The sequence below is a fragment of the Glutamicibacter sp. AGC84 genome, from assembly GCF_053543575.1.
The window spans coordinates 158142-178049 of the sequence record NZ_JBLVOC010000015.1 but is presented as its reverse complement, the minus strand read 5'-3'; the positions used below and the strand labels follow the sequence as shown (position 1 = coordinate 178049).

Annotated in this window: 18 protein-coding genes, 1 pseudogene and 1 riboswitch; of the genes and pseudogenes, 7 read left to right on the top strand and 12 right to left on the bottom strand. The window is 56.1% G+C overall.

The genetic code is table 11. The features are described from left to right. Positions 1–53: 53 nt before the first annotated feature. The gene (locus tag ACNPN0_RS09605; protein ID WP_332489211.1) at positions 54–512 is read right to left on the bottom strand and encodes a GatB/YqeY domain-containing protein; all 459 of its coding nucleotides are present in this window, start codon (positions 510–512) and stop codon (positions 54–56) included. Positions 513–621: 109 nt separating this feature from the next. Here ACNPN0_RS09605 and ACNPN0_RS09600 point away from each other — a divergent pair, with 109 nt between their 5' ends. Next, positions 622–2046 (top strand): DUF4232 domain-containing protein, encoded by a 1425-nt coding sequence (locus tag ACNPN0_RS09600; protein WP_402696825.1) that lies wholly within the window; start codon positions 622–624, stop codon positions 2044–2046. Positions 2047–2065: 19 nt separating this feature from the next. Here the strand turns inward: ACNPN0_RS09600 and ACNPN0_RS09595 are convergent, their stop codons facing one another. Together ACNPN0_RS09595 and ACNPN0_RS09590 are read right to left on the bottom strand one after the other, a co-directional pair. Then, a complete protein-coding gene (locus ACNPN0_RS09595; RefSeq protein WP_448937805.1) occupies positions 2066–3340 on the bottom strand; it encodes a carboxylate--amine ligase in 1275 nt (424 codons plus the stop codon). A gap of 13 nt (positions 3341–3353) precedes the next feature. After that, positions 3354–4496, bottom strand: coding sequence for a lipid II:glycine glycyltransferase FemX (locus ACNPN0_RS09590; protein WP_133834168.1), 1143 nt, complete (start codon positions 4494–4496; stop codon positions 3354–3356). Between the two features lie 96 nt (positions 4497–4592). Between ACNPN0_RS09590 and ACNPN0_RS09585 the strand changes: the two genes are divergently transcribed. The 6 genes and pseudogenes from ACNPN0_RS09585 to ACNPN0_RS09560 all read left to right on the top strand — a co-directional run bounded on the left by ACNPN0_RS09585 (position 4593) and on the right by ACNPN0_RS09560 (position 11192). Then, positions 4593–4922, top strand: coding sequence for a metal-sensitive transcriptional regulator (locus ACNPN0_RS09585; protein ID WP_105656113.1), 330 nt, complete (start codon positions 4593–4595; stop codon positions 4920–4922). Positions 4923–4981: 59 nt separating this feature from the next. Beyond that, on the top strand, positions 4982–5296 hold the full coding sequence (locus ACNPN0_RS09580; RefSeq protein WP_105656112.1) for a heavy-metal-associated domain-containing protein: 315 nt from the start codon (positions 4982–4984) through the stop codon (positions 5294–5296). Between the two features lie 56 nt (positions 5297–5352). Next, positions 5353–7611 (top strand): heavy metal translocating P-type ATPase, encoded by a 2259-nt coding sequence (locus ACNPN0_RS09575; RefSeq protein WP_448937806.1) that lies wholly within the window; start codon positions 5353–5355, stop codon positions 7609–7611. 228 nt (positions 7612–7839) lie between these two features. Beyond that, a riboswitch (glycine riboswitch) is annotated at positions 7840–7938 on the top strand. Positions 7939–8259: 321 nt separating this feature from the next. Then, positions 8260–9762: a D-serine/D-alanine/glycine transporter gene (cycA, locus tag ACNPN0_RS09570; protein ID WP_133834170.1), complete on the top strand. Its 1503-nt coding sequence runs from the start codon at positions 8260–8262 to the stop codon at positions 9760–9762. Between the two features lie 258 nt (positions 9763–10020). Continuing rightward, a complete protein-coding gene (locus ACNPN0_RS09565) occupies positions 10021–10341 on the top strand; it encodes a helix-turn-helix domain-containing protein (protein WP_201739632.1) in 321 nt (106 codons plus the stop codon). 8 nt (positions 10342–10349) lie between these two features. After that, a pseudogene (locus ACNPN0_RS09560) lies at positions 10350–11192 on the top strand (IS3 family transposase). An 84-nt stretch (positions 11193–11276) separates the two neighbouring features. On the opposite strand, the gene ACNPN0_RS09555 reads toward ACNPN0_RS09560, so the two are convergent. From ACNPN0_RS09555 to galU, 9 genes are all read right to left on the bottom strand, one after another. Further along, positions 11277–12554 carry a CDP-glycerol glycerophosphotransferase family protein gene (locus tag ACNPN0_RS09555; RefSeq protein WP_448937807.1) on the bottom strand — a complete coding sequence of 426 codons (1278 nt, stop codon included), beginning with the start codon at positions 12552–12554 and terminating at the stop codon, positions 11277–11279. 48 nt (positions 12555–12602) lie between these two features. Then, positions 12603–13064 (bottom strand): adenylyltransferase/cytidyltransferase family protein, encoded by a 462-nt coding sequence (locus tag ACNPN0_RS09550; protein WP_105659212.1) that lies wholly within the window; start codon positions 13062–13064, stop codon positions 12603–12605. Between the two features lie 66 nt (positions 13065–13130). Beyond that, the gene (locus tag ACNPN0_RS09545; RefSeq protein ID WP_448937808.1) at positions 13131–14021 is read right to left on the bottom strand and encodes a glycosyltransferase family 2 protein; all 891 of its coding nucleotides are present in this window, start codon (positions 14019–14021) and stop codon (positions 13131–13133) included. Positions 14022–14061: 40 nt separating this feature from the next. After that, complete coding sequence (locus ACNPN0_RS09540; RefSeq protein ID WP_448937809.1) at positions 14062–14880, bottom strand: CDP-alcohol phosphatidyltransferase family protein; 819 nt, start codon at positions 14878–14880, stop codon at positions 14062–14064. Positions 14881–14882: 2 nt separating this feature from the next. After that, the gene (locus tag ACNPN0_RS09535; protein WP_448937810.1) at positions 14883–15920 is read right to left on the bottom strand and encodes a glycosyltransferase family 2 protein; all 1038 of its coding nucleotides are present in this window, start codon (positions 15918–15920) and stop codon (positions 14883–14885) included. Positions 15921–15932: 12 nt separating this feature from the next. Then, positions 15933–16820, bottom strand: a complete 888-nt coding sequence (locus ACNPN0_RS09530; RefSeq protein ID WP_441719755.1) for an ATP-binding cassette domain-containing protein — start codon at positions 16818–16820, stop codon at positions 15933–15935. Further along, on the bottom strand, positions 16810–17658 hold the full coding sequence (locus ACNPN0_RS09525) for an ABC transporter permease (protein ID WP_105659227.1): 849 nt from the start codon (positions 17656–17658) through the stop codon (positions 16810–16812). Before ACNPN0_RS09525 ends, ACNPN0_RS09530 begins: the two co-directional genes overlap by 11 nt. A gap of 136 nt (positions 17659–17794) precedes the next feature. Further along, positions 17795–18769 (bottom strand): LCP family protein, encoded by a 975-nt coding sequence (locus ACNPN0_RS09520; protein ID WP_448937811.1) that lies wholly within the window; start codon positions 18767–18769, stop codon positions 17795–17797. Positions 18770–18978: 209 nt separating this feature from the next. Continuing rightward, positions 18979–19881, bottom strand: coding sequence for a UTP--glucose-1-phosphate uridylyltransferase GalU (gene galU / locus ACNPN0_RS09515; protein ID WP_105661167.1), 903 nt, complete (start codon positions 19879–19881; stop codon positions 18979–18981). Positions 19882–19908: the final 27 nt, after the last annotated feature.

The window sequence follows — 19908 nt, the reverse complement described above, 5'->3', positions numbered from 1 at the left end:
GGGCCCGCCCCAAAAGTGGGACGGCCCGTGCCGAATGAAAAGTCCAGTGTTGGCTAGCCCAGTTTGGCGCGCACCATCTGGGAGACAGCCTTGCCATCGAAGCGGCCAGCGATTTCGGCGCCGACCAGCTTCATGGCCTGGCCCATGTCCTTCATGGTCAGGTCGTGATCGGCTGCAAGTTCGGCCATGATCCTATCGACAATGTCCTGGGCTTGCGCTTCGTCAAGCATCTTGGGCAGGTACGTGGAGATGAAGGCGGCTTCGGCCAATTCGCGTTCAGCCAATTCGGTGCGGCCGTCCTTGGCGGCCAGGCCAGCAGTTTCCTCGCGGTTGCCGACTTCCTTGCGAAGCAGGTTCTCGACATCCTGGTCGTTGAGCTCGCTGGGGTTCTTTCCCGACTTCTCCTTGGTGCCGATGGCACTGAGGATATTGCGCAGGGTCGTCTTCTCCAGCTCGTTGCCGGCCTTCAGATGGGCGATGCTGTCATCGCGCAGGCGATCTTTCAAACTCATGGGAACTCGCTTTCAATACGTGTGCTTGAAATTTTACTCGCATTATCCGGTTATCGTTTTCCGGAGTACCAGCGGTCAAGCATGAGGTCGCATTTGATACAGTAGCCAGATGAATTCACTGCGCGCTGGAGCTAGCGTCATCGCACTGGCTCTTATCGCAGCCATCCTGGTGATCTGGCAGCCATGGAATTCCTGCGACGCGCCCGATGAAGTTTGCGATTTCGTTGCAGCCGTCGAGGACCGGGACGGGGTCCTTGGCGTCCAGATGTCCTCCGAGGTCATGGATCACGATGTCTTGGCCGCACCGGATCTGTCAGTTGACCTGCAATTCGTGCTATTGGATCAGCTCGATCCTGCACAAGCGGAAGTAATCGTGCGGGAGATGGCACAACAGATCCAGGCTGGGGCCCATGCCCTGAGCTTGCGGAACATCGACCTGGCCTTTGTCGCCGGTGAACCCCAGAATATCCCAGGCTCAAAGACGAAAACCTACCCACTGGAAGTCTCCGACAATTTTTCGCACTTTGGAGGCGAAGAGCAAGCGAAGCCTGGTCTTCTCGGTGAGAGGGCTTCATTCGCATTCCGCCTACGCGAGCTCGGCGCGGCAAGTGCGGCTAACTACTCGGCCACGGCGTTTAATTTGGAGCAGCTGCTGGCGCTGGGAAAATTCGCTGCACAGGCCAAGCACCCCACCGATTTGGCACTAGCAGATCGATCCGTGCGCTATTCGCCCGCGAAACGCACTGATATTCCCGAGCTCCAGCTTCTTATCGAGGCGGCCAAGCGAGGTGTCTTCGAGAGCGCCAGCATTGATCATTCCGGATTGAACCTGGTCCTCGGCAACGAGGCGCCAGCAGAGGCGGAAAAGGAAACCCGCTTATGGCTGGAGCGGCATGGTCCCTTTGGCGAGCCCATGCCCTACAAGCTGGCATCGCCTCGATACGAGGTCCTTGCTGAAGGCTGGGTTGGAAACAAGAAACCACAATGGCTGATTCCCAAGCCTGTGGTTCTTCCCGACAAGGTCAAAAGCTGGCCAGCGAATCAGCCAGCTCCGTTGTGCGCAGAGGGGGACTTGGAAATAGCCCTCGGCGCACCCGATGCAGCTGCCGGTTCACGGTACATGGCGGTCTACGCCAAGAACATTTCTGCTCGCTCGTGCGCGTTGCAGTCCTACCCGCAGATCGATTTCCTCAATGAGGCCGGCGATGCCCAGCCAGATATCGAGCTGCAGCCCGAACCGGATATCCTCCTTGAACGCGTTGCCATCCCTTCCGGCGAAGCGGTGATTTCGACGCTGGATTGGAATGCCATGTCAACGTCCCAGGATCCGGATGAAACCGTTGCCCTGGTCATCGCCGCAGCCAAGGGAATGAAACCGGTCCAGCTCGCACCCCAATACGATGGCCAGCCGACGTCCCTTGACATCCTGGACGGGGCGCAGATCGCCCAAAGCCCCTGGGTCCAGGCGCGCGACGGGTGGGCAATTCCTGGAGACGCCTTCAAACCGCAACCACCGGCCACTCCTAGGCCCTAGGCCCTAGGCCTGGGCAAGCCTACTGGGTGCGCGGCGGGAACGCCTTGAACTTGCGGTAGTGGTTGGCCGCATTCAACAGCAGATAGAGCTTGCGGCGAGGGTTCTTCTCGGCTGCGAACTTCAACGGGTTCGAGACCTTGCCGGCCTTGAGCAGTGCTTCCGCCTTGCGGCCGGTTCCGCTGTCCAGGAAGCGGCGCAGCAAGTGGTGCGGCAGCACGGTGAATAGCCGCTGGCGCGACAGCTGCAAGACTCCTGTCCCGGTGTCCACCACCGCGTCGGTTTCCGGGTTCGACTGATCGAACGGCGCGCCGAGGAACTCGGTGACATAGAAACGGGCCGGGTTCACCCCGGCTGCGGTCAGGTAGAAGTGGTTGCGGCCCAGGCGCGGGTTGATCTCGAAGAATTTGATCTGGCCATCGCGGTGATCGTATTTGGCATCGATCATGGCAATTCCGCGCCAGCCCAGTTCTTCGAGCATGCGCGCGCCATCGGCGGCCATCGCATCGTTGCGACCGGTGACAATGGCAGCCGAATTGCCCAGCACCAGCGGGGCATGCTCCTCGATCACCACTTCGCCGTAGCCGGCGAAGATGACCTTTTCTTCCTGGGTGGCGAAGTAGGTGCACAGGCGCATCGCGTCATCTCCGCCCGGAATGTACTCCTGGAAGATGTAGCCCGAGTCGTAGCCGGTGCCATCGATTCTGGAAATCAGGGCTTCGAGGTCGGCACGGCTGTCGATGGTGTGGATCTTCTGCTTGCCCTCGAACTTGGCGGCGATCCAATCCGCGGAGCTCGATGGCTTGCCGATGACCGGGTAGTCGAAGGAACCAACCAGCGAATCCAGCGGGGTTCCCGGGTAATACACGGCGGTGCGCGGGTGGGCGATGCCCAATTTTTCGGCGAGCGCGTAGAAGTTCTCTTTCAGTGCCGCACCCTCGATGGTTTCCAGCTGGGGGTACGGGATGACGTACTGTTCCTCAAGCTGCTCACGGTTCTTGGCGATCAGCATGATGTGGAAGTCCAGGGAGCCGAAAAGCATCAGCGGCCGATCCGCCGCGGCCTTCAGCTCATCGGCCAGCTCGACCAGGGCCGCGACTACGCGTCCCTCGTCGGCCATGGAGCCGATGGGGCGCAGTTCGATGGCTACCGAGTGCTCGATGACGCCGTTACCGGCAGCCGGCAGAACCACCGAGCGTACCCCGTAGGCCTCGTAGAATTCGCGCGCCAAGGTGTAGGTGCCGATGTCCCCGCCGAGGATGACCGGGACAAATGGCTGGGTTGGATCGATTGCCAAAGTGGTGTTTTCCCTACTTCTTGCGCCAGTTCATGTATTTTTCGAAGGCCCACGCCAGGGGCTTGTTCAGCGCCAGGTCCCACTCGCCGTTGGTCTGCACGATGTCGCAGCCGGTGTTGGTCTTGAACTTGGTCAGCCCCGAGAGGTGGTGCTCCTTGTCCAGGGTCGCGCTCACGCCGCCCTGGTCCAGATAGCGGCAACCTGCCTCGATGGAATCGATGACCATGTGCTGCATGATCGCCTTCGGCGCGAACAGCTTGCGCTGCTCCGAGGAGGAAGCGCCGTACAGGTACCAGGCCAGGTTCGAGGAACGGATGACAATGGATGCGGCCAGGTCCACGCCTTCATTGCTGGCGATGTACAGGGTGCAGGAGCCCGGCACCGCTTCGTTGAGCACGGTGTGCATCTTCTCGAAGTATCCCAGCGGGCGGCCGGTGAAGTCCTGGCGGTCCGCGGTGTGGTTGTACAGGGCATGGAAGCGGGCCATGTCCTTGGTCTGGCCGACTTCGATTTCCAGGGTGCTCTTCAGCGCCTTGCGGGTCTCGTTGCGGGTGGTCGCCGAGTAGCTGGCCATGACCTGGTCCACGTCCAGCTGGTTGCCGTCATCATCTTGCAACGCCACGCGGGCCACGAATTCCGGCTGGCCCGCAGCGAAGTCCAGACCCACATCTTCTTTGGAGAAGCCCATTTCCAGCAAGGCGTCATTCAGCGCTAGCGCGGTGCCTGAGGTGCTCTGGGTTTCAAGGTCAGCGAGCTGGGTGAACCCTTCCTTGCCCAGGTTCTTGCGCACCGCGGCGGCACCCCAGGTGCGCACGGCCAGTCCCGGGCCCATCTTCAGCTGGAATGCGCCACGATTCTTCAGGTAGGCGGCCAGCGGCTGGATTACCTGTCCAGGAGCATAGGTGCCGAAGTCGATGACCGGGCCATCGGGGATGTAGGCGAGGGTCTTCTTGATGACCGGGGCTGCACGATGCAGCACCAGTGCCGCGCCTACCAGCTCGTCTTCCTCGAACCAGCCGAGGGATTCACCGCGCCAGCCGCCCTTGACCTGGGCCCATTCGGGACGCTGCAGGAAGCTGACGTCTTGGGCGGTCTCAAGGAATGCTGAGTGCTCGGTGCCGGAAATCGGACGCACATGAAGTTCGTTGTGGCTCACGGGTGAAATCCTACCGTGCTTCCCTCTCCGGCTGGGGGATGCTGGATACCCCTAGGGGGTACTTGACTTAATACCCCTAGGGGGTATGATCGAAATATGGATACCAACCACACGCCACATGAAACAGCTGAGCACCACGGCTATCACGCGGATAAAAGCGCGTTGGAACGACGCCTGAAGCGCATTGAAGGCCAGGTGCGCGGAGTGGCCAAGATGGTCGATGAAGACAAGTACTGCATCGACATCCTGACCCAAATCTCCGCTATCAACGCGGCATTGCACAAGGTCAGCGTGCAGCTGATCGATGACCATATCGGCCATTGCGTGGTTGATGCGGCCAAGTCATCCATCGAGACGGGTGATCCATCCATCGTGCAAGACAAAATCGCTGAGGCCACGGCCGCCATCTCCCGTTTGGTGCGCTGAGCGCGCCCCAACGGACCCATTTCCAATTCACACAGAATTCATCGAAAGAGAGCAAGATCATGAGCCACAACTGCAATTGCGGATGCTCCTCGGAAAAGAACTCCAACCAGGGCCTGCAGATCATTCCCCGCGAGCAGAGCACCCCGCTGACTAGCCATGTGGAAATCAAGATCTCCGGCATGACCTGCGGCCACTGCGTATCCTCTGTCACCGAGGAGCTCAAGGAGCTTGACGGGGTGCAAGAGGTCGAAGTGTTCCTCGATGCGAAGGGCGTGTCCACCGCCAACGTCACCACCAGCGCAACCGTAAGCGAAGAAAGCATTCGCAATGCCATCGACGAGGCTGGTTACACCGTCGAAGCAATTAACGCCTAGCCGCAAAAAAGCCAGGCACCAAGCCACAACGGCAAGAAAGTGCAAGGTCGTAAATCATGACTTCCCATGCCCCGCATGAAACAATCCCCGAATTGCGCACCGTCGATCTGGACATCCAGGGAATGACCTGCGCCTCGTGCGTGAATCGGGTGGAACGCAAACTCGGCAAGCTGCCCGGTGTCAGCGCGACGGTGAACCTGCCCCTGGAAACCGCCAAGGTCCAGGTCCCAGCCGATGTCACCGATGAAGCACTGATCGATACGGTGCAAGCCGCCGGCTATACCGCTTCCCTCAAGCACCCGCCCAAACCTGCGGGTTCGGATCACCAGGGAGATGGTGAGCATGAGCACGGCGGGCACGAGCACCTGGTGCCCAACCACCTGCTGCGCCGCCTGCTGGTCTCCGCGATCTTCACCATCCCGCTGTTCATCATTTCCATGATTCCCGCAGCGCAGTTCCCGCACTGGGGTTGGGTCGCCTTCGCGCTGGCCACTCCCGTGGTCTTCTACGGCGCCTGGCCTTTCCACAAGGCAGCGGCCGTCAACGCACGGCACCTGGCCTCGACCATGGACACCCTGGTTTCCCTCGGTGTGCTCGCGGCCTACTTCTTCTCTGCAGTGCAGCTGATCCTCGATCCGCAGCTGACTGCCCATGTCGGCATGTCCATGTCCGAGCATGCGCTCTACTTTGAAACGGCCGGCGTCGTGGCCACCTTGCTGCTGCTAGGCCGCTTCCTGGAGCACCGCGCCAAGTCCTCGGCATCCGATGCGCTGAAGTCCCTGCTGAACCTGGGCGCCAAGGATGCAGTGGTGCTTCGCGACGGCACGGAAGTGAAGATCCCTGCCGGGCAGGTGCAGGTCGGGGACCATTTCGTGGTGCGCCCCGGCGAGAAGATCGCCACCGACGGCGTGGTCATTGACGGCGCCAGCGCGGTAGACACCTCGCTGCTGACCGGTGAATCGGTACCGCAGAGAGTTGCGCCCGGCGATGAAGTCACCGGCGCGACCCTGAATGCCTCGGGCCGGCTGGTGATTGAAGCTACCCGCGTTGGCGCGGACACCACCTTGGCCCAGATGGGCAAGCTGGTCTCCGAAGCCCAGTCGGGCAAGGCGCCCATTGCCCGCCTGGCTGACCGGATTTCCTCCGTCTTCGTGCCGATCGTACTGGCCATTGCGCTGCTCACGTTCATGATCTGGTTCTTTGCCAGCGGCGATCCCTACCAGGCGTTCACCGCTGCGGTCGCCGTGCTGGTCATCGCCTGCCCCTGCGCATTGGGACTGGCGACCCCGATCGGCTTGCTGGTCGGTAGCGGACGCGGCGCGCAGCTGGGCATCCTGATCCGCGGCCCGCAGGTCCTGGAAGATACCCGCAAGCTGGACACCATCGTGCTGGACAAGACCGGCACCGTGACCACCGGGATCATGACCCATCAAGGCACCAAGGCCATCGACGGGGTCGATCCCAATGAGGTCCTGGCCTTGGCCGGTGCCGTGGAACACCATTCCGAGCATCCGATCGCCCAGGCCATCGCCAAGGCCGCAGCCGGCTTGGGTCCATTGCCCGAGGCCAGCGACTTCGATTCGGATCCAGGCGGCGGCGTGGTCGGCACGGTCAACGGGCATCGCGTTGCCGTAGGCCGCTTCAGCTGGCTCGAAGCCCAGGGCACCTCCTTGGATGACTCCGCCAAGGCCATGCTCGCGGAAGCCGAACAGGCCGGCGCGACCGCCATCCTGGTCGCGGTGGACCAGCAGTTCCAAGCTGTGATCTCGGTGGCGGACAAGATCAAGGACAGCTCCGCGAAAGCTATTGCCGAAATCCAGGAGCGCGGCCTGCGCGTGGTGCTGCTGACCGGCGACAACCAATCGGTGGCTACCGAGGTCGCCGCCCAGGTAGGCATCAAGGCCGAAGACGTATTCGCCGGGGTCTTCCCCGCCGACAAGGCCAAGGCGATCACATCGCTGCAGGAGCAGGGCAAGGTCGTGGCCATGGTGGGTGATGGCGTGAATGACGCACCAGCACTGGCACAGGCCGACCTCGGCATCGCGATGGGCTCGGGCACCGATGTGGCCATCGAAGCCGCGGACATTACCCTGATGGGCAACGACCTGCATCAGGTCACGCAGGCCATCGATCTGTCGGCCAGGACCCTGTCCACCATCAAGATGAACCTGTTCTGGGCCTTCGCCTACAACACTGCCGGCATTCCGATTGCGGCCCTGGGTTTGCTGAACCCGATGATCGCCGGAGCGGCCATGGCAGCCAGCTCGGTGCTGGTGGTACTGAACTCGTTGCGACTGCGACGGTTCGGGAAGTAGGCCTCCGGGCTTCCACAGCGGGGCATCGGTTGATCCGATGCCCCGCTTAGCCGTATCCATGCCCCTTGCTTCCCGAATCATTACGAAGCAGAAAATCCCCCATTTCGCCCGCCACTTTCCCCGATTGGCGTGTCCAAGCGGTTATCCGGGGCCTGGAGTGTGAAATTGCGACTTGCACCACGTTCGTTTTTCTGCGCATACTGTGATGGCAATCACCACATATGCCGTTGATGCGTGGCGGGAGAGATCCGTCCACACCATGGGCGGGCGCCGTAGGAGCAATTTCCTCCCCGGGAAACTCTCAGGCACCCGTACCGCCACGAAGAGGCAAATCTGGAAAGCAGCACGGTTCCGCCGCGCTCACCGAAGGAGCAATCTTCGCCCAGTAGTCGGGCCGAAGTGAAAACTCTCAGGTATACATACAGATTGGGGAGGGACCTAGAACAGTGCCGCACCGAGCGCACCGGTTTCGAGGTACTCCCCGTGGCTTAACCGGCTCCTGCTCCTTGCGCAGCTTGCCGGGCATGCCAGCTGGAATCCTCCGTACCGGATGTGTTCAACGAAGCCAGTCCCTGCGCTCCAAGCCATGAAGGCTTGGAGGCAGGACACCTTCAGGGCGTCACGCCACACTCCTGGAAGGCAACCAGCATGAGTACCACCAGTTCTGATCCCACTCTCGAGCGCGGGCTCTCCAATCGTCACATCCAGCTGATCGCCATTGGCGGCGCTATCGGCACCGGCCTGTTCATGGGCTCGGGCAAGACCATTTCGGTCGCCGGCCCGTCGGTCATCTTCGTTTACATGATCATCGGCTTCATGCTCTTCTTCGTCATGCGCGCCATGGGCGAGCTGCTGCTGAGCAACCTCGAATACAAGACCTTCGCCGACTTCGCCGGGGACCTGCTGGGCCCGTGGGCGGCGTTCTTCACCGGCTGGACCTACTGGTTCTGCTGGGTAGTCACCGGCATTGCCGACGTGGTGGCCATCGCCCACTACGTCGCCTTCTGGTGGGGCGACCTTCCGCTGTGGATCCCGGCGCTGGGCTGCATCGCACTGCTGCTGGTGCTGAACCTGGCCACCGTGAAGGCCTTCGGCGAAACCGAATTCTGGTTCGCGCTGATCAAGATCGTGGCCATCGGCGCGCTGATCGTAGTCGGCCTGGTCATGGTCATCACCGGCTTCGAGCACGACTCGGCCACCGCTTCCTTCTCCAACCTGTGGACCGAAGGCGGCATGTTCCCCACCGGCTTCATGGGCTTCGTCGCCGGCTTCCAGATTGCGGTGTTCGCGTTCGTGGGCATCGAGCTGGTCGGCACGACCGCAGCGGAAACCAAGGACCCGGAAAAGACGCTGCCCAAGGCGATCAATTCGATCCCCATCCGCATCCTGTTCTTCTACGTCGGAGCCTTGATCATCTTGATGACCGTGGAACCGTGGAACCTGTTCTCCGCCGAGCAGTCCCCGTTCGTGGGCATGTTCGCCCTGGCCGGCCTGGCCGGTGCCGCGGGCATCATCAACTTCGTGGTGCTCACCTCCGCGACCTCCAGCGCCAACTCTGGGATCTATTCGACCTCGCGCATGCTGCGCGGCCTGTCCATGGAAGGCGATGCGCCCCAGGGCTTCGCCAAGCTTTCAAGCCGCAAGGTGCCGAAGAACGCACTGATGTTCTCCTGCATGTTCCTACTGGCAGGCGTCGCATTGCTCTACAGTGGCGACTCGGTGATGGGCGCCTTCACCCTGGTCACCACAGTCTCGGCCCTGTGCTTCATGTTCGTGTGGACCATCATCCTGCTCAGCTACCTGGTCTTCCGCGCACGCCGCCCGCACCTGCATGACGCCTCGAAGTTCAAGGTGCCCGGCGGGGTCGTCATGCCCTACGTGGTACTCGGCTTCTTCGGCTTCATCCTCTGGGCATTGACCACCCAGGTTGATACCTTCAGCGCCCTGCTGATCACCCCGGCATGGTTCCTGATCCTGGGCGCAGGCTACCTGTACATCCGCCGCAACCCCCAGCACCAGGCACTGCGCGCCGCGCACCTGGCCAAGGTGGCGCACGAACGCTATGAGGCCGCCGCCTACCGTGAAGCGAAGTCCTTCGCCAAGCTTGAAGCGGAAACCGCGGAGCAGGTCTCCGAGGATATCCACCAGTAGCCCGGGCACCTGACAGGTCTCTCGATCAGGCCCCGGCATTGAACTGCTCCCCGAAAGTTGGACTGTAAAAGTCAACAACTTTAGGGGAGCATTTTCATGCACGCACGAAGCACACTATCCGAGTACCAACGCGAGCAACTCGTGGAACTCTTCGAGCAAGGCTATGGATATAGGTCTGTGGCATCAGTGATTAAAGTCGGTACATCCGCGAGCAAGCGCCTCTACAATCAGTGGCGGTTACATGGCAGGCTATGCCTCATGGAGAAACCAGCAAAAAAGCAGTATTCCTTCGAGACCAAGAAGGAAATCGTTGACCGGTTCCTTGCAGGTGAAACTGCCATGGAACTTGCCGCAAAGTTCAACGTCAGTTCCGACGTGTTGGTTGCCGATTGGGTGCGGTTATGGCGAAAAGGCGGCGACGACGCACTGATGCCCAAACCTAAAGGACGCCCCAAAGGCTCCGTACCTAAATCGCCTTTGAGCGAAGAAGACAAGCTCCGCCAAGAAAATAAACGACTGCTAGCCAAGGTCGCTTACCTGGAAAAACTCCGAGACTTGAGGGATCAGGGGCATCGCTGAAAACCCAGGTGATTGTCACCCTCAAGTCAGAACACGACCTCGCAGACCTGCTGGCCGTAGCTGGCTTAGCCAGGTCAACCTATTACTACCATCTGAAGTTGATGGATCAGACAGCTCCGTATGCGGACCTCAAAGCAGCCATCACCACGTCGTTTGAGAACAGCAAACGACGCTACGGGTACCGAAGAGTCCACATGGACCTGCGCGCTCAAGGATGGGCCATCGGCATAAAGCTGGTCCGTAAACTCATGAGAATCCTAAATTTTCAGTCCAAAGCGCGCCCTAAGCGACGCTACAACTCGTACCAGGGCGAGCAGAGCAAGATCGCTGAAAACCTGTTAGCGCGGCACTTTGATGTTGATACACCGGACACTGCTTACGTCAGTGACGTGACCGAGTTCAGGGTTGACCAGGAGAAACTGTATTTGTCTCCCATTATGGATCTGTTTGACCACAGCATTTTGAGCTACACGATCGCTTCGTCACCAACTACGGCGTTCACTAATCAGAGCTTGGCTCAAGCCTTAGGTTCGAAAGATTTCGGGAAGAAGCTGCTGGTCCATACGGATCAAGGATTCCAGTATCAGCATTGGTCGTGGAAGGCTTTGCTGCAGGAGCATGGTGCGGTGCAGTCCATGTCTCGTAAAGGGAACTGCTTCGACAACTCGGTCATGGAGAATTTCTTCGGTCATCTCAAGTCGGAGATGTTCCATGGAGAGCACTTCGCAGATTTCGAGGATCTCAAGGTGGAGATTGAGACGTACATCGATTAGTACAACGTCAGTCGGCGTCAGGAACGACTGAAGGGTATGACACCGATAGAATATCGATGCCATACCCTTGCAGCCTAAGCAGGACTATTATTTAGCTCGTCCAACTTTCGGGACCCAGTTCATTCGTATGGTACGAATTGGGACCAAGGAGTCAGCGGACCTCTAGCTGTGCCAACCCCGGAAGTTCTCCAGCTTTCCTTGACGTTCAACAATCAGCTTCTGAATGACGTCCTGGAATCGCTTAGTTGAATCCCCTCGGTTCAGGTCGCCAAAGTAGAACTGGCGCATTTCAATGCGCTGATCCTTGTGTCCGTCACGAGTCAGTGCATCGTCGAGCAGGTCTCCAACGTTCTTCACGCTATCTTGGTCTACCACGTGGCAGGCCTGCGCAACTGGTGCATCGCGGTGAAGAATCTCGCGGTTACTACGTCGGTCGGAAATGACTAACGGATTGCCCGGGTGGAGGTACAGGTAGTCCAGGCCTACGCTGGAAACATCGGTAATCAGCGCATCGGTCGACTCGAACATGGCCAAGATATTGCCCTGTTCGGATATCACGTGCTCTGCGCCGGCTTCATTGGCAGCTTCGATCATTTCCAGAATGCTTGCGTGTGCCTGAGCAACGCCAGGATTATTGCTTTCCTGAATTCGTGGGTGCGGCTTATAGACGACGCGCCAAGAAGGGTTCTCCAATAATGACTCGACAATGGCAACACCGTATTTGTCCAACGAGGTGTAGTTGTTGTCTTCGTTTTCCCCTTCCCACGTCGGCGCATACATGACATCGAACTTCTTGCTTGGTTCCAATTCAAGTTCGAAGTTGATATCCAGCTGCGGACGACCGGTGACTTCCAATTTGTTGAGCTCGAAGTCAATCAACATTGCCTCGTGGCGCTTGATAGCTGCAGGGCCTGCGACAAAAACCTTGTCGTAGGCCTTGGCCTTATTCGAAACCATCGAGAGTTTGTCGCTCTCACCATGGTTTACATGCACGTGAACAAGCCTTGGGTGATCCAGGGACTGGAAATTCGTGCGCGAATTGTTAGTGTATATGACCAGCTTCAGGTCATTGTCATCATACAGATCCATGAGATCGGTCAATCGGCGTACATAGATCCTTGGCAGGTCGGTAAATTTCTCCGCCGCTTTGAAAGCACTCAAAGTACGGAAGACCAGCAGTACTTCTTCTTTCTCATGCAGTTCTTCAAGCACCGGAAGCCATTGAGTCACCTGATAGATCTTGTCAGCGCCATCGCCGAAGTAAACCGCTACAGATCCTGGTACCGGTATATTGGATACACCAACATTCACATTGGCCGACGGACGACCGGTTAGCCCCATCAGACGGGATATCCGTTTTGCTTCCGGACGGCGCCCCACTTTTTGCAGGGCGCCCTTTACGCTGGACTTGATGGAGTCTGTGATGTGCTCGCTAGCCATGAGTACTTTCAAATCTCGAAAACAACAACTTACAACTAAACGAGTTTACTAGCTCAGTTCCTTCACGATCTGGCTCAAAGTGTCCAATGTGTTCTTTAACGACGTGACATGTCGCTCATCGAACTCGCTCAGGACACGTTTCATTTCGGTTGTCGAGATACCGGAGGTACGTGGAAGGTAGACAACTTCGACCTCATCACCGAGGTCGTCAAACTTGCCCTTCCAGTCTTCGCCGATGCCGAAGACCTTTGCATCGTACTTCTTGATGTCAGTACGTTTCTGTTCCCAGTTCTCTTCGGGAATGGCGAGGTCTACGTATTTGATGGCCTGGACGATCTCAAGACGCTGTTCGAAAGGAACTACAGGCTTCTTGCCCTTGATGGCGTTGAACTCATCAGTGGATACGCCAACAACCAGGCGGTCGCCCTTTTCCTTGAGACGCTTCAGGATATTCAGGTGGCCGATATGGAACAGGTCAAAAGTTCCGTACGTCAAAACAGTTTTAGTCATGGGTCCCTTTCGAAGTAAGGTAACAGCTTCGCTTGCTTAGCTAGTAGCGCTCACTTGTGTTCGTCGTTAGATAATAGGCAGACGACCCGCGAGGGTCATGCGAACTATTGTTTTCCATCTAAGTTTAGGCCGTGGTTCACGGTACCAGGGGCTACCGGTCCACCCTGCCCGCCATCCGGCTAAGTACTGGGCCACAGCGCTTTTGTTATGTCGCAGCCGCAAGCACTCAATGAGCATCCAGGTTGTTGGATAGATCCAACGCAGCGGCACGGGCAAGTTACGGCGGGCCAGCCATACGCGGTTACGGGCGTTCAAACGATAAAATTCGTCGTGACGTCGTGGATCCACGATCGGATGGCCAATCTGCATGTCGCCGGCATACCAGACGTAAGTGCCGGTGTCCCATACACGCCAGGCAAGTTCGATGCCTTCATGCGCGTACCAGAATCCTCCTGCCCAGCCACCCGTGGAATCAAAAATTCTACGGGTCGTAACTAGGCAAGTTTCCCCCACGTGGAAAACTTTGCTTGGTTCAACTGCCGTTCGTTTTTTCAAGCGCGGGATCCAACGTCGTGGATTCTTTTCTTCGTTTTCCGGATCAGTGATGCGCGGCTGCAACAGCCCCATGCGAGGGTAATACTTGAACCGTTCAACAGCAGTGATCAAGAAATCCTCATCGATGAACCATGAATCGTCGTCAAGGAAGCACAAGTATTCGCCATTTATCTGGTTCACTCCAGCATTGCGGCCGGCCGGAATACCCAAATTCTCTGGAAGAAAATGAGTCTTGATCCCTTCAGGGATACCCGTTGGATCCCATCCGTTGCCTACGACTACAGCGTCAATCTGCACTGAACGTTGGGCCAGCAAAGATTCCAGGGCGCGTCGGAGCTCAACCGGGCGGTTACCCATGGTCAACACAACTACGCCGATGGTCGGTTTGATCTCTGCAGGCATTTGTCCTCTAAGGCGGTGGGATATACGGAATTAGGTCAAACTATGCTTTGAGCCGGGACGAGGCCATATTGGAAAGGAAATGCCCAAAGTTCACTAGGACGCATGCCGGCAATAGGATCCAGACCATCCATTTTTCGGCGGCTCCTGGAATACCCACGATTACGGAGATAACCGAGCATCCAAGAATGATCAGCGATAGTTCCACTGCGTGCAGGAGCTTATGGAATGGCAAGAAGCGAGCCAGGGAACGCAGCTTTCCAACGAGTGAAGTTGTTGGAACTGATCTGGCGGCGGCAGTATCCGGCAATTTTCCGAGGCCAGCCATGCCTCTGGCTGCATGAACCATGAGTGACTGCGAACGATTCAAGACCAGAAGAACCGACAGGCAAGCGGCCATGAACAGTGTAGGCCAGGCCTGCTCAACGGAGGAATTATCCGCAGACAGTTCTTTGAAGACACGGTAGCCCAAAGCAATTGGGATCAGCGCCTCTGTTGTGTGGTGCCCGACCATGTCAATGAAAATACCGCGGGGAGATTGAGTTCCCCTCCAACGCGCGACTTCTCCGTCAGAACAGTCAAAATACAGCTGGAACTGCGACAAGATCACTGCCAGCAACGGTCCCCAGATGCCAGGGATCAACAGCGCTAGAGACATGCACCAACCCGCAAGAATCATCAAGCCGGTAACGCCGTTGGCACTGATACGCGTGCGCACCAGTATTGCGGTGAGGTAAATGGAGATATGACGCAGGTACAGCTCAGCAGTCCAGTGCTCGGCATTCTTACGCGCACGGACTTCCGGAGGTTGGCAGACTGCACGCAGCTGTTCAAGCGTTGGATTCTTTGGACGTTCAACCATGATTACTTAACGCGCCCTTTGTCGACAGTTCCGGCTGCCCCGCAAAAACGACCCTTGATATATCCAACAGCCCAAGGCAAATGGATTGCGGGGAAAGCACATGCTGCCAGCAACTTGTCTTTCAATCCTTTCGCGTTGCTAGTCAGTCCCGCAGCCAACGCGATCGCTGCATAGACCGCAGGTACGGCCTTGGCCAAGTTCAAAACTACGCTCACACGGGTTGGGGCTGTTTCGCGAACTAGCGGCTCAATTACAGTTGCCGCCAGTCCCGTTGCAATCCCCAAAAGCAATAGTGGTGGAACATCATGGCGCAACGACTTACCTTCGGGGAAGCGCCGCGCAATTTCTGCTCGCCAAGTCCCCGAGGCCATGGACTGGCTAATCAAGGATTTGAAGCTATCACGCGGATAGTAGCCGACCTTTAATTCTGGATCGAACCAAACGGTATGGCCCGCCTGGCGAATGCGCAGGCAAAGTTCCCAGTCTTGAGCGCGCCATAGTTCTTCATTGTAGTAGCCGACCTCTTCAAAAACTTCACGACGGAAGATACCGAGGTAAGCAGATTCAGCAGGGCCTTCTGGGGCACCTGAATGATATGCCGGTCCGCCAAAGCCGAACTTCGAATGATAAGCCGCTGCGATTCCTCGCTGGACGGGTGTACGCCCCTTGGCGTCCATCAGCCCACCGACGTCATGGGCATCGGCACGGTAAAGAGTCTCAACGCCACGCCGTGTGTAATTCTTAGGGATTTCGCTATGCGCATCAACGCGGATTACAATTGGCAACCTTGATGCACGTATTGCCAGATTCAATCCGATCGGGGTCCTGCCCAATGGATTATCGACAAGAATGATTCGTGGGTCCCCCACAGACAATTGTTTGGCAACGTCATTGGTAGAATCCGTGCTAGGACCAAGTGCTAGAACCAGTTCTTTCTCTCCGGCATACTCTTGCGCGAGGATCGAGGACACGGCCTCTTCCAGGTAGCTTGCTTCGTTGAGCACAGGCATGATATAAGAGACGCCAGGAAATTCAGTCATTCGTGTCGGGCCCTACTTCTTCGCTTTCAGATGCTTTTGATATTCCTTGATCACGGTATCCGGATCACCATCCATCATTTGAACACCCTTTTCGATCCAAATAACACGATCGCAAGTTTCCTTGATCGAACTCATAGAGTGCGAAACGTTGAAAATAGTGCCTGCACTGTCTCGAATTTCGCGAATCTTCGCTTCGCTTCGTTTGCGGAACTTTGCATCTCCGACCGCCAATGCCTCGTCGACAATCAAAATATCGTGCTTTTTGGACGCAGCGATAGCAAATTTTAATCTAGCGCTCATACCCGATGAATAAGTATTCATCGGGAGATCAATAAATTCCTGCAGCTCTGCAAAACGAGTTATTTCGTCTCGCATTTCTTCTACTTGCTCACGGCTATAGCCCAGTGCAAGCCCGCCCAGGGTGATATTCTTATCGCCGGATAGATCCGGGATCAGGGCTGCCCCCACTCCAAGCAGACTTGGGCGCGAACGTGCATAGACCGCGCCGCTGGAAGGTGGGGTTAGACCAGTAATTGCTTTTAGCAAAGTCGACTTGCCGGAGCCGTTCGAACCGATTACACCTATGGATTCGTTCTCATACGCAACAAAAGTAATACCTTTGAGCGCATGTACGGTTCGTACACCTTTCAACTGTGGCTGCAGAAGTCTTCTTGCGCCTGCGTTGCCAACTGCCTTACCACTCGAGAACACTTCATATTTAACATGAAGGTTGTCTACGATCACTACTGGTTGCCGTGACTCATTGATATTGAGCCTTGAATTCTCAATATCCTCAGGTTGAACCACATCAATAAATGACGTGTCATCAGAGAAGATAGGTGCGGGTTCATATTCAGGGTGGAGATCTGGATTAATCAGATCGTCAAAACTAATTCGCACGACCGTAACGCTCCTCAGCCTTCCAGAAGTAAAGTAAGCCAAATGCAAGTGTAGCGAGTGACCAACCGCCGACCACCCACCATGCCCAAGAATCATATTCGGCCTGGTTCATCACCAGTCCACGAGCAATTTGAAGAGTTTGATAGAGGGGGTGAATGTCGAAAATTGCTATCATCCAAGGCCAATGGCTCAGCAAACGATCGGCACTAAATAGGACGCCTGACGTATAGAACAGAACACGACCTACAAGAGGCAAAATCTGCGTGAAGTCTCGAACGTGCACAGTGACGCGAGCACAGATTAGTGCAATGCCCATGTTGAATACTGTGAACAAAGCTAGCAGCGGTATGATGCCAAGCCATGTCCATTTTGGTGTCGTTCCCAGGATCATCGCGTAAATGAACATTACGGCCAGCATGGGCATCAGCGTTAGGAAATTCTGAGTTACTTGCGCTACCGGCAGAGATAACCGAGGGAACGCAAGGGACTGCACCAAGGATTTATTCCCAGTAATCGATTTTGCTCCACCATTCATGGATGTAGTGAAGAACTCAAACAAGAAGACACCAATGATGACGAAAACTGGGAAATCCGGTGCCTTATTTGGCCCCTGCAACACGCCAAATATGAATCCATACATGAGTGCGTTGAAAGTAGGCTTCAAGACAATCCAGATCATGCCCAAGCGATTTTTCTGGTTCTGTGATTGGACGCGTGCTTTAGCCAGCTCATAAATGAACTCGCGGCGTTGCCATGTCTGCTTCAGATAGTTGGCCAATGTCGGCCTTGCACCAACACGGTGCAAGCCGTATTTTTCGGCCTCATCTGCAACTGTCATGCGAATTATGTCCTCTTGTTCGAATGCTACTTGATGCATTATCGGCTAAGCATAGATGTACAAAGTCTAGTAGATGGAGTGCTGTTCTTTTGGTTTTCGCTCTTCAGCCTGATGTAGTACATCCCACATCTACTATTTACGGTGTTTCAGGCGGGTTTTCGCGAAGGTAGTCAGCCATTGCATCGCCTTGCAAAGCTTCGCTAATTTGAGCAATAGCGAGTTCGCTTGCCAATTCTATCGATTGCCCATCCGCGCTAGTCGATGTTCCAGCGGTTGGCATGGTGAACATCTCCATATTCTCCGTGTCCACATTTTTGAGTTGCAGTCCAAGTCCGACCAATGTTGCGGCATCAAAGTCGTCGTCAAAGGTCAGATAAGGAGATACCTTGTCGACGATGTCGTACAGCTTGACAGGGTTAGTTAATGTTCCTGATGAGAGCACCTGATTTGCTGCTGCAGCGATGAACTTGCGTTGATTCGCGACACGTTGGTAATCACCATTGGTAAACGACTTTCGCTCACGCACAAATCGAAGTGCGCGATCGCCCTCCAGTGTGATGTCGCCGGCTGGGTAGAAATAGTCCGTGTCGTTTGCCGTGAATGGGATCTCATTATTGACAGTCACCCCACCGAGAGCAGTCGATAATTCACGGAACCCTTCGAAATCAACCATGGCTACATGATCAAGCTTGGTTTGAAGAAGTCCTTCAATCGTTTGCATCAATAGGGGGACCCCGCCAAGCGATATCGCAGCATTGAGCTTGTTCATCCCATGCCCAGGAATCTCCACATACATATCTCGAACCATCGACATAACATAGACCTGTGAGCGGTCTTCAGGGATATGAACAAGCATCATCGAATCGCTACGTTGCGATACAGCCTCATCAAGAGCTTGAGCATTGGCTGTACCTTCATCTGCATGATCGACGCCCAGTAATAAGACATTCATGGACTTATCTTCAGGATCCTTGACAGGGCGAGCTTGTTCCTCGGCGTCTGAAAATCCTAAAGCCACGGTATTGGATTTTGTATTGAACTGTCGCTGCAGATCAAAAAGAACATAGCCTGCACTGAGCACTGCCACCAGGAGCACTACAACTACAGACACGACAACGTCTTGTGTTCTCTTCTTTTTCCGACGTTCAGATCGAGTCCGCGCACTCCGCGACAAAAAGACTGAATCTTGGTCTTGCACTATTCTCATTCCTACTCCACCGGGCAACGATCCCCAAAGTCAACGACAGCCGGGGTGACTTCGCGCAATGAAAAAGACTACCCAAGATAAATGTGATTATCCTGAGTAGCCTAGGTCAAGAACTAGTCTTCTAGAGTTCTGACGAAATTCTTCAGCCAAGTCTTCAAGTTGGCCCCAAGTTCTTCGTTCTCCACAGCAAGGGTAATGTTCGCTTGCAAATAACTTAGTTTGTCGCCGGTGTCGTATCGTCGACCTCGGAAAACTACAGCGTGGACACCAGCTCCCTCGCCGTCGGCAGTCGCCAACTCTTGCAGAGCATCCGTTAACTGAATTTCATTGCCCCGTCCGGGAGCCGTGTGCTTCAGAATCTCGAATACACGGGGATGCAGTAAATAACGTCCAATGACAGCTAGATTACTCGGTGCTTCTTCAACGCTCGGCTTCTCAACCAACCCATTAACTTTGACGTAGTCGGCGTCCGCTACCCGGGACACATCTGCACATCCATAAGCACTGATTTGTTTTGGATCAACTTCCATCAGAGCAATAACTGAACCGCCAGTCGACTTTTGAATGTCAATCATGGAAGAAAGCAAGTCATCATCTTCATGGATCAAGTCATCGCCGAGAAGAACCGCAAATGGTTCATCGCCTACATGTTGCTTGGCACATAGGACTGCATGACCCAGCCCGCGAGGATCGCGTTGCCGTACGTAATGGATATCCCCCAACGCTGTGGCATCTTGCACCAGCGCGAGCTTCTTCGTATCACCCTTTGCTTCCAGAGAAGCTTCCAGTGACGGAACACGATCAAAATGGTCTTCAAGAGCGCGCTTGTTTCGTCCGGTAATCATCAGGACATCATTAAGCCCAGCACGAGCAGCTTCGGCGACAACATATTGAATCGCTGGCTTGTCTACAACTGGGAGCATTTCCTTGGGCATTGCTTTTGTTGCTGGAAGGAATCGTGTCCCTAAACCGGCTGCCGGAATGACCGCTTTAGTAATGGCGCGAGGTGCAGACATAGTGTTGAATCCCCTATCTTCGGATTA